The 9,200-nt window shown below is 68.2% G+C and carries 10 protein-coding genes and 1 pseudogene; 6 read left to right on the top strand and 5 right to left on the bottom strand.

Annotation, left to right across the window (positions count from 1 at the left end; translation table 11 throughout):
- The first annotated feature begins 178 nt into the window (after positions 1-178).
- The 6 genes from E3O22_RS14770 (at position 179) to purM (ending at position 5,174) form a co-directional block, all read left to right on the top strand.
- Entirely contained in the window at positions 179-538 is a 360-nt protein-coding gene (locus E3O22_RS14770) for a sterol carrier family protein (protein WP_134395219.1), read from the top strand.
- Positions 539-656: 118 nt separating this feature from the next.
- Complete coding sequence (locus E3O22_RS14765; protein WP_134395218.1) at positions 657-1,289, top strand: NAD(P)-dependent oxidoreductase; 633 nt, start codon at positions 657-659, stop codon at positions 1,287-1,289.
- Complete coding sequence (locus E3O22_RS14760) at positions 1,286-1,738, top strand: MarR family winged helix-turn-helix transcriptional regulator (RefSeq protein WP_134395217.1); 453 nt, start codon at positions 1,286-1,288, stop codon at positions 1,736-1,738. Before E3O22_RS14765 ends, E3O22_RS14760 begins: the two co-directional genes overlap by 4 nt.
- 212 nt (positions 1,739-1,950) lie before the next feature.
- Positions 1,951-2,349, top strand: a complete 399-nt coding sequence (locus tag E3O22_RS16045) for a hypothetical protein (protein WP_174722071.1) — start codon at positions 1,951-1,953, stop codon at positions 2,347-2,349.
- Positions 2,350-2,466: 117 nt separating this feature from the next.
- Positions 2,467-4,074, top strand: coding sequence for an amidophosphoribosyltransferase (gene purF, locus E3O22_RS14750; protein WP_241976678.1), 1,608 nt, complete (start codon positions 2,467-2,469; stop codon positions 4,072-4,074).
- Positions 4,071-5,174 carry a phosphoribosylformylglycinamidine cyclo-ligase gene (purM, locus tag E3O22_RS14745; protein ID WP_134395216.1) on the top strand — a complete coding sequence of 368 codons (1,104 nt, stop codon included), beginning with the start codon at positions 4,071-4,073 and terminating at the stop codon, positions 5,172-5,174. The genes purF and purM overlap by 4 nt, the downstream gene beginning before the upstream one ends.
- A 123-nt stretch (positions 5,175-5,297) precedes the next feature.
- Here the strand turns inward: purM and E3O22_RS14740 are convergent, their stop codons facing one another.
- The 5 genes and pseudogenes from E3O22_RS14740 to E3O22_RS15980 form a co-directional block, all read right to left on the bottom strand.
- On the bottom strand, positions 5,298-5,555 hold the full coding sequence (locus tag E3O22_RS14740; protein ID WP_134395215.1) for a DUF3073 domain-containing protein: 258 nt from the start codon (positions 5,553-5,555) through the stop codon (positions 5,298-5,300).
- A gap of 171 nt (positions 5,556-5,726) precedes the next feature.
- On the bottom strand, positions 5,727-6,095 hold the full coding sequence (crcB, locus tag E3O22_RS15985; protein ID WP_166784668.1) for a fluoride efflux transporter CrcB: 369 nt from the start codon (positions 6,093-6,095) through the stop codon (positions 5,727-5,729).
- The gene (locus E3O22_RS14730; protein WP_134395213.1) at positions 6,092-6,508 is read right to left on the bottom strand and encodes a CrcB family protein; all 417 of its coding nucleotides are present in this window, start codon (positions 6,506-6,508) and stop codon (positions 6,092-6,094) included. The genes crcB and E3O22_RS14730 overlap by 4 nt, the downstream gene beginning before the upstream one ends.
- A 3-nt stretch (positions 6,509-6,511) precedes the next feature.
- On the bottom strand, positions 6,512-8,647 hold the full coding sequence (locus E3O22_RS14725; protein ID WP_241976677.1) for an APC family permease: 2,136 nt from the start codon (positions 8,645-8,647) through the stop codon (positions 6,512-6,514).
- Between the two features lie 144 nt (positions 8,648-8,791).
- Positions 8,792-9,200 (bottom strand): annotated as a pseudogene (locus E3O22_RS15980) (hypothetical protein); the annotation flags it as partial.

Raw genomic sequence — 9,200 nt, 5'->3', positions numbered from 1 at the left:
GGGCGGCGGGCGGCAGGCGGCGGGCACCGGGCGCTGGCGCAAGAGCGCTGCGCTCGTGCTGCGCCGATACGCGCATGGTGTGCCAGGCGCGCAGCGGCGCAGCATGCGCGCGCGGTGGGCGGGCGGCGCAAGGAGCGGGCGGCCGGCACGGACCGCAGAGAGGAGGCAGACTGGTGGCGTGGCACGAGCGAGGATTGACGACGGCGTGGGGCGCGCGGCGGTGCGCGAATACGCGGCGCAGCAGGGTGAGGCGAGCCGGGACATCCGTGCCCTGGCGGTGCGGTACACGCTGCAGCTGCTCGCCGAGAAGGCCACCGGCAACACACTCGAGGTTCGCGTGCCGCCGTTCGGGGCCGTGCAGTGCATCGCCGGTCCGCGCCACACCCGCGGCACACCGCCGAACGTCGTTGAGACGGATGCCCCCACCTGGCTCGCCCTCGCGACCGGAACGCTCTCGTGGGCTGATGGCATCGCATCCGGTCGCATCGCCGCCTCCGGTCAGCGCGCCGACCTGGTCGGGCACCTGCCGCTTCTCTGACGCCTCCCACCTCCGGCTCGGACGCGACTCCCCCTTCCTTCCTCGTGAACCTTCCCCGTCGTTGTGGTGCGGTGGCAGCATCGTCCGATCACAACATTTAGTGACTAAACTAATCCCTATGACAGTTATTGCTGTGTTCGGTGCGACCGGTAAGACCGGTCATCGCGTTCTGACGCGCGCTCTTGCCGCGGAATACGAGGTGCGGGCTCTGGTGCGTGAGCCGGCCAGGCTCGTCACCACGTCCCCGGCTCTGACGATTATTCGCGGTGACGTGTTGGACGCGGATGCCGTGGATCAGACGGTGGCGGGGTCAGACGCCGTGCTCAGCCTGTTCGGGCAGGTTAAGGGGTCGCCGCCGACGCTGCAGGCCGAGGGCACCCAGCTCATCGTGGACGCCATGGGGCGGCACGAAGTGAAGCGGATCGTCACCCTGTCGGGCGGCGGGCTATCCGCTCCACTGGACCGGCCCGGGCCAGCAGACCGCGTTATCAGGTTCTTGCTGAAGACCCTGTCCGGGCATGTTCTCGCCGATGCGGAGCAGCACCTCCGGGTGCTCGAGGCGTCCGGGTTGGAGTGGACGGTCGTTCGTGGTCCGCGCTTGACCGAGAAGCCGGGTGCTGGAACCTACCGGGTGGGATGGGTGGGCGTTGATGCGAGCACCCAGATCAGTCGAGATGATCTCGCGGACTTCATCCTCACCCAGGTGGAGGATCGCACCTTCATCGGGCAGATGCCGTTTATCAGCGCATGACACAATCGGCGCACCTGCTCACCTCGCACCGGTCCAGGCAGATGGGGGAGGTCCTGGCGGCGGTCGTTCGTCTGTCGCGGTCGATCGCGAGCCCGCGATCGACTCCGTTCGGCAGCACGGTCCTCACCCGCACCCAGCTGGATGTCCTCTTCGTCCTCGCTCACGCGCAGGACTCTGTCACTCCCGGCCGGCTTGCCGCACTGTTGCACGTCACACCGGGGGCCATCACCCAACTCGTCGACCAATTGCGCGAGCATGACTTGGTCGAGCAGTTCGCATCCGACCAGGACGGACGGGTGCGGCTCCTCAGACTCACCGGATCCGCGCGTTCCCAGGTCGAGGCGTTTGAAACTCTCGCGATAGAACGCTCCGCACCATGGTTCGACACGCTGACCGATGACGCTCTGACCGAACTCGCTGGACTGCTCGCACAGGTCACGGGATCCTGAGGGGTGTGGTCACCCTGACAGGCGCGACCGGGACGGTCGGCTCGGCCGTGGTGGATCGTCCACCGGCCGCGGCGGCCGCGGCGGCTGCCGCACGACGAGGTCCATGTTCGCGCTCCCGAGTACCGCAATCCCGTTCATCCGGGCAGGCTGGCATCCGCCGGGCAGAGCCAACGCACAGCCGCAGTACCGGTCTGGCGTGCGAGAATGAACGCGTGATCTCAGACCAACAGCCCGAGCAGCAGTCCGATTCCGGCGCCGGTGAGAGTGCGGGCGAATCGATCGTCGACAAGTCCACCGTCACCGTGCGGCGCTCGCCGCGCTTCTTCAATTTCATGCTCCTCGGCGCCCTGATCGGTGCTATCGCGGCCCTGGTTCTCACGATCGTGTTTCCCGAGAATGCCGAGTTCGGGGCTACCCAGGTCTTCGGATTCCTGTTGCTCGCGTTTCTCACGCTGGGCGTCGCCCTGGGTGCCGTCGTCGCCATCATCATCGACCGTGTCATCTCCCGCCGCGGGAAGACGGTCGTCGTCGATAGAATGACAGCTGTCGGTCCGAGCGATTCCGAGTCTCCGGATGCCGTATCGGACTCGTCGAATTCTGATCGGGACTAGCTCAACCCGCCCGTCCCTACAACACGGCTCACCGGACCGAGACGGAGAAGCTCCCGGTCACCCCACAACTCTCAGCACACATTTCCCCCGAGCACTGATAGTAGAAGAGGCACCGATTTGGCTGGCGGCGACGGACTTTTAAGCCATGATCTACTCCCCGGCGAGAAGGGGCCGCAGGATGCCTGCGGCGTTTTCGGCGTCTGGGCTCCCGGTGAAGAGGTGGCCAAGCTCAGCTATTTCGGCCTCTATGCCCTGCAGCACCGGGGCCAGGAATCGGCCGGGATCGCCACGAGTGACGGCTCGAAGATCCTGATCTATAAGGACATGGGCCTGGTTTCCCAGGTCTTCAACGAGGCCGCGCTGAGCACACTGATCGGCCACATCGCCGTCGGGCACACCCGCTACTCGACCACCGGGTCGTCCAGCTGGCAGAACGCCCAGCCCACCCTGGGCCGCACCTCGGGCGGCACGGTCGCCCTCGGCCACAACGGCAACCTCACCAACACGGCCGAGCTCCTCCAGCTCGTGCACGAACGCTACCCGAAGGTGGAGGGTGAGCTGGCCCGCGGCAACACCACCGACACCGCGGTGATCACCGCCCTCTTCACCGGCGATCTCGACCACACCCTCGAAGCCACGGCGCTCGAGATTCTGCCGCGTCTGCGCGGCGCTTTCTGCCTCGTCTTCATGGACGAGACCACCCTCTACGCCGCGCGCGACCCGCAGGGGGTGCGCCCGCTGGTGCTCGGCCGCCTCGAGCGTGGTTGGGTCGTCGCATCCGAAACCGCCGCCCTCGACATCGTGGGCGCCAGCTTCGTGCGCGAGGTCGAGCCGGGAGAGCTCATCACCATCGACGAGGACGGCCTGCGCACGCAGCGCTTCGCCGAAGCGAAGCCCGCCGGCTGCGTGTTCGAGTACGTCTACCTGGCCCGGCCCGACACCACCATCGCCGGCCGCGGCGTGCACGAGGCGCGGGTCGAGATGGGCCGTCGCCTCGCCCAGGAGTACCCCGTCGAGGCCGACCTCGTCATCCCGACCCCCGAGTCCGGCACGCCGGCCGCGATCGGGTACGCGCAGGCATCCGGAATTCCGTTCGGCCAGGGTCTGGTGAAGAACTCCTATGTGGGGCGCACCTTCATCCAGCCGTCGGAGACCATCCGCCAGCGGGGAATCAAGCTCAAGCTCAACCCGCTCAAGGCCGTGATCAAGGGCAAACGGTTGATCGTCGTCGACGACTCGATCGTGCGCGGCAACACCCAGCGTGCCCTGGTCAGCATGCTGCGGGAGGCCGGTGCCGCCGAGGTGCACGTGCGCATCTCGAGCCCGCCGATCACCTGGCCCTGCTTCTACGGCATCGACTTCGCCTCCCGCGCGGAACTGATTGCGACCGGCCTCGGCGTCGACGAGGTGCGCCAGGCTATCGGCGCCGACTCGCTCGGCTACCTCTCACCGGAGGGAATGATCGCCGCCACCGAGCAGCCGCCCGAACGCCTGTGCACGGCTTGCTTCACCGGGGTCTATCCGATCCCGCTGCCCGACTCGGCACACCTGGGCAAGAACCTGCTGGAACGTCCGGCCGCCGCCTCGAACGGATGCGACCCGGGCCCCGACTCGGAATTCGAGCCTCTGCTCGCCCCCACCTCACTGCGCCAGGAAGCACTGCGCGAAGAATCCCTGGTCAAACAGGGTAAGTCCTCGATCGGCGACCCAGGAAGACAAGAATGAGCAACGCATCCTATGCGGCGGCCGGAGTGGACACCACGGCCGGCGACCTCGCCGTCTCCCTGATGAAGGAGGCCGTGTCGAACACGCATGGTCCCGAGGTGCTCGGCGGGTTCGGCGGTTTTGCCGGCCTCTACGACGTCTCCTTCCTCACCGGCTACACGCGCCCGCTGCTGGCCACGTCAACGGATGGCGTCGGCACCAAGGTCGCGATCGCCCAGGCCATCGACAAGCACGACACGATCGGCCAGGACCTTGTGGGCATGGTCGTCGACGACATCGTCGTCGTCGGGGCCCGCCCGCTCTTCATGACCGACTACATCGCCTGCGGCAAGGTCGTCCCCGAGCGGATCGCGGACATCGTCGCGGGCATCGCCCGCGCCTGCGCCGCCACCGGCACCGCACTCGTCGGCGGCGAGACCGCCGAGCACCCCGGCCTCCTCGGCGTGGACGACTACGACGTGGCCGGCGCCGCCACCGGCGTGGTGGAAGCCGACCAGGTGCTCGGCGCGGAGAAGGTCCGCCACGGCGACGTCGTCGTGGCGCTGGCCTCTTCCGGGCTGCACTCCAACGGTTACTCGCTCGTGCGGCACATCCTCGCCAACCGCGGCATCGGCTACACCGACACGTCCGCCGCTTTCGGCGGTGTGGTCGGCGAGGTCCTGCTCGAGCCGACGCGGCTCTACACCGGGCCGCTGCTCGGCGTGCTCTCCGACCCGGAGCTCGCCGGCGTCGTGCACTCGCTCAGCCACGTCACCGGCGGCGGCATCGCGGCGAACCTCGCCCGCGTGCTCCCGGTCGGCGCCTGGGTGGAGGTCGACCGGTCGACCTGGTCGCCGTCCCCGGTCTTCCGGGTGCTCAGTGAACTCGCCGGCTCCTCGCTCGAGAGCTCGGAGGGCACCTGGAACCTGGGTGTCGGCATGTTCGCCGTCGTCGCGGCCGAATCGGCGTCATCCGTCATCGCCCGCCTCGCCACCGAGGGAGTGCCGGCCTGGGTGGCGGGCCGCGTGTCGACCGCCCCGCACGATCTCGCGGGCTTTGAGCAGGGTGCCAAGGGCGTGAACGGCGGCGCCGTGCGCCTGGTCGGCGGTTACGCGCTCTAGCAAGGCGCCCCGCCGGGCGGCGGGTGCGCGCAAATGGCCGCCATCGGTGAAACGATGGCGGCCATTTGCGCGCACCCGCTGAGGCACAGGGCCGCGGGGGAGCACAACTAGTCGAGCCGAGCGTCAGGCGCGCTTTTGCTCGTCTTCGGTGGCGTAGTGGTCGACGTACTGGTCGTCGGCTTCGTCGTCGGTGTCTGCGTCTTTGCCGGGCTTGCCGGCCTCGTACTCCGGCCACTTCGCCAGGTCCTCGTCGAGGCGCGGGTCGGTGGCCGGATGCCCGGTGAGCTCGCGCTCAAGCGCGTTGTAGTTGGTGTCCGGGCTGAAGTACTTCAGCTCGCGGGCAACCTTGGTGTGCTTTGCTTTTTGACGGCCGCGCCCCATGCGAGACCCCCTAACGATGCCAGGCCGGGTGAGAGAAACGTCTCCCGGGAGTTGCCGAATATGGTGAAAACTAGCCGTCAGTTTAGCATGGCGGGCCGAACGGGCCGCGGATGCAAATCCTGAGCAGCGGTTCGCCGAGCACGTTCACAATCAGCGTTCCTTCACTGTACCTCAGCGGGAGAGAAGGTAGCCCGAACCACAGACCAGGAACCCGAGCAGGAGAGTGCCGATCAGGTTGACAATGCCCGCTCGCCGACGCCCGGTGAGCGTCAGTTCGACGGTCTCGACGCTCCAGGTGCTGAACGTGGTCAGGCCGCCGCAGAACCCGGTCAACAGGATCAGTTGCACGTCGGCGGATACCGCGGCACGCTCGGAGAGACCGAGCACCACACCGCCGATCAATGATCCGGCCACGTTCACGATCAACACGCCGAGCGGCAGCCGCCCGGGGCCGACGGGGAGGGCGCGCGAGACGAAGTAGCGGATGACCGCCGCCGCGCCACCGGTGACGAGGACGCCGAGGACCAGCCAGGTGCTCACAGAGTACTCCCGGCATCCGGAGTGTCCGGCAACACGCGGTGCCGAAGCTGCGCCCCCAGCTGTAGACCGAGGGCCGCGGCCCCGAACCCGAGCAGAAGAGTCGCCGCCAGGTAGAGCCAGCCGAGAGCCGGGAATCCGGCCGCGCCGAGCGCGACCAAGGACACCATGACGGCGGAGTAGGTCGTGAACGACCCGAGGACGCCCGTGCCGAGGGCGGCCTTGACCCAGGCCGGCAGGCCCGGGCGGGTCCACAGGCCGGCCACCAGCCAGCCGAGGATGAACGCGCCGATCGTGTTGGCGATCAGCGTGCTCGCCGGGAAGTCGGTGTCGGTGTGCGGGAGAGCCTGGTCGATGCCGAGTCGGAGGCCCGTGCCGACCATACCGCCGAGAAAGACGGCGGGAGCAAGGCGCATCCGTTACTTCCTCTTGCGGCGCCGCGCGGCGGACGGCCGCGAATTCGGCGGAACCGTGCCGACGACCGGCGTGGGCCGGATCGGGATGTCCTTGGTCGCCGGAGCGAGCGGGCGGCGCGGGATCGGGCGGGGGCGCACGGGCTCGCCGCGGCGGTCCTGGCCGGGCACGGGTCGGGAGCGCCGGCCGTAGATGAGCTCGGAGGAGTCGAGCAGCCACGGCACCAGGGCAATGGTGACGCCGTGCACGAGCATGAGCTTCTGGCGCAGCCGCCGGGCCTTGTGGTTGTGCAGCAGACCCTCCCACCAGTGGCCCACGATGTAGATCGGGGTGTACACGGTGACGACCTCGGAGCCGTGGTCCTCGCGCCGGTCCTTGATGTAGCTGATCAGAGGCCAGCTGATATCCCGGTAGGGCGACTGCACGATGCGCAACGGCACCTGAATGTTCTGCTGCACCCAGGCGCGTTTGAGCGCTTTGGTCTCGTCGACGTCGACGGAGATGTGTACGGCCTCGATGCTCTCGTGGCGGGCCGCGATCGCGTAGTCCAACGCCTTGAGCACGGGCTTCTGCATCTTGCCGACCAGCACGATCGCGTGGTCGCCCGACGAGCCGAACGTGGTGTCGGCATCCACTTCGATTTCCTTGGCGACGTCGCGGTAGTACCGGTTGACGCCGAGCATGAGGGTGAACAGCACAGGCATCAAAACGAAAACGAGCCAGGCGCCGTGGGTGAACTTGGTGATGGTGACCACGATCAGCACCACGCCGGTGAGCAGCGCGCCGAAGCCGTTGATCGACAGGCTGGCGATGATGGATGCCCGGTTCGGCGGGTTCGTCTTGAGCAGGGTCAGCCAGTGCCGCACCATGCCGGTCTGCCCGAGCGTGAAGGAGACGAAGACGCCGATGATGTAGAGCTGGATCAGCACGGTCAGATTGGCCTGGTAGATGACCAGGATGATGCAGGCGAAGAGGGCCAGCAGGAGCACGCCGTTGGAGTAGATCAGGCGGTCACCGCGGGTGCTGAGCGATTTCGGGGCGTAGGAGTCCTTGGCGAGCACCGAGCCGAGCAGCGGGAAGCCGTTGAACGCCGTGTTGGCGGCCAGCAGCAGCACGGCCGCCGTCGCGGCCTGCAGCACGAAGAACATGATCGAGTTGTTGCCGAAGGTGGCGGCCGCGATCTGGGCGATCAGGCTGCGCTGCGGGGAAGTCGCACACTCCTCCCAGCCGATCAGGTCGCAGGGATTCTCCGCGTAGTGCACCTTCGAGAACAGGGCGAGCGCGGTCAGGCCGACGAAGAGCGTGATGGCGATGCCGCCCATGAGCACCAGGGTGCGCTGGGCATTCTTGACCTTCGGATGCTTGAACGCGGGCACCCCGTTGGCGATCGCCTCGACGCCGGTGAGCGCGCTGCACCCACTCGCGAAGGAGCGCAACAGTAGCAGGATGAACGCCGACTGGGCCAGGCTCTGGGCCTCCACGTCGTAGTTCGCCGACTCGGCCATCGGGGTATCGCCGAGGGCGACCCGGGCGAGGCCCACGACGACCATCAGCAGCACGCTGGCGATGAACAGGTAGGTGGGGAAGGCGAAAGCCTTGCTCGACTCGTGCACGCCGCGCAGGTTGACCGCCGCGAGCAGGATCACGAAGAAGACCGCGAACTCCACCCGGAACGGCGCGAGGCCCGGCAGTGCGGAGATGATGTTGTCCACGCCACTGGCCACCGACACGACCACGGTCATCACGTAGTCGACGAGTAGGGCGGACGCGACGACGAGGCCGGCCTTCTCGCCGAGATTCTTGTGGGCGACCTCGTAGTCCCCGCCGCCGGACGGGTAGGCCTTGATCAGCTGGCGGTACGACGCGACGACCACGACGAGCAGTAGCACGACGCACGCCGCGACCCAGGGCGCGAAGCTGAGAAAGGCCAGCCCACCGAGCGTCAGGATCATCAGGAGCTCTTGTGGCGCGTACGCGACGCTCGACAGCGGGTCGCTCGCGAAGATGGGGAGGGCGAGGTGCTTGGGCAGCAACTGGCCGTCGAGCTTTTCGGTCGAGAGCGGGTCGCCGATGATCCACCGTTTCGGTGAACGTGTTTCTGGTGCCTGGGGGGTTCCCTCTGGAGTCACGAGGGACGACATTACTCCCTTGGAATCCTCTGTCAAATCCAGGGGAGTCGGCCGACGTGCGGGCGTGTCGGGCGCGCCCGCTCACAGAACACCCGCGCGGCGGGCGAGGGTGTTCTGTGGGGGGTGCTGGTGCACCGCTCCGGGCCGGCGGCCGCGCTACCGGTGCAGGGCGGCGAGGATGTCCGCGCGCACCTCGACCAGGCGAGCCCGCAGTTCCGGCACGAGCGTGGTCGGCACGCCGGACCGTGTGGCAGCCTGGCGCAGGTCCGCGCGCAGCTGCTGGCGGAACTCGTTCAGCACCAAATCGGCCTCATGCAGCGCCCGGTTGGACTCGAGACGTGGGTCGGGCGCCGAGGCTGCGGTGGATCCCGGATCGCCTTCGACGGTTCCGGCGCGGGCACCTGTTCCGTCGAATGTGGTTCCCGATGTGCTGCCGCTCGCTGCCGATCCCGCTGCGCCGGTCTGCCATCCCGCTCCGGCCGAGGCTGACGCTGATGCGGCTGCCGCACCGGCTCGGGCCCCGGCCGCGGCCCCGGCTGCCGCGCCGGCGGCGGCCCCGGCCGCG

The sequence above is a fragment of the Cryobacterium sp. TMT2-18-2 genome, from assembly GCF_004402245.1.
GTDB classification, from domain to species: domain Bacteria; phylum Actinomycetota; class Actinomycetes; order Actinomycetales; family Microbacteriaceae; genus Cryobacterium; species Cryobacterium sandaracinum.
The sequence above is the reverse complement of the archived record's forward strand: the minus strand, read 5'-3'. Positions and strand labels throughout refer to the sequence as shown.

Bases quoted from the DNA above. Each gene is read 5' to 3' on its own strand.
- E3O22_RS14765 (WP_134395218.1), top strand. From the start codon at position 657: ATGACAGTTATTGCTGTGTTCGGTGCGACCGGTAAGACCGGTCATCGC.
- E3O22_RS14760 (WP_134395217.1), top strand. From the start codon at position 1,286: ATGACACAATCGGCGCACCTGCTCACCTCGCACCGGTCCAGGCAGATG.
- purM (WP_134395216.1), top strand. From the start codon at position 4,071: ATGAGCAACGCATCCTATGCGGCGGCCGGAGTGGACACCACGGCCGGC.
- E3O22_RS14740 (WP_134395215.1), bottom strand. From the start codon at position 5,555: ATGGGGCGCGGCCGTCAAAAAGCAAAGCACACCAAGGTTGCCCGCGAG.
- E3O22_RS14730 (WP_134395213.1), bottom strand. From the start codon at position 6,508: ATGCGCCTTGCTCCCGCCGTCTTTCTCGGCGGTATGGTCGGCACGGGC.
- E3O22_RS14725 (WP_241976677.1), bottom strand. From the start codon at position 8,647: ATGTCGTCCCTCGTGACTCCAGAGGGAACCCCCCAGGCACCAGAAACA.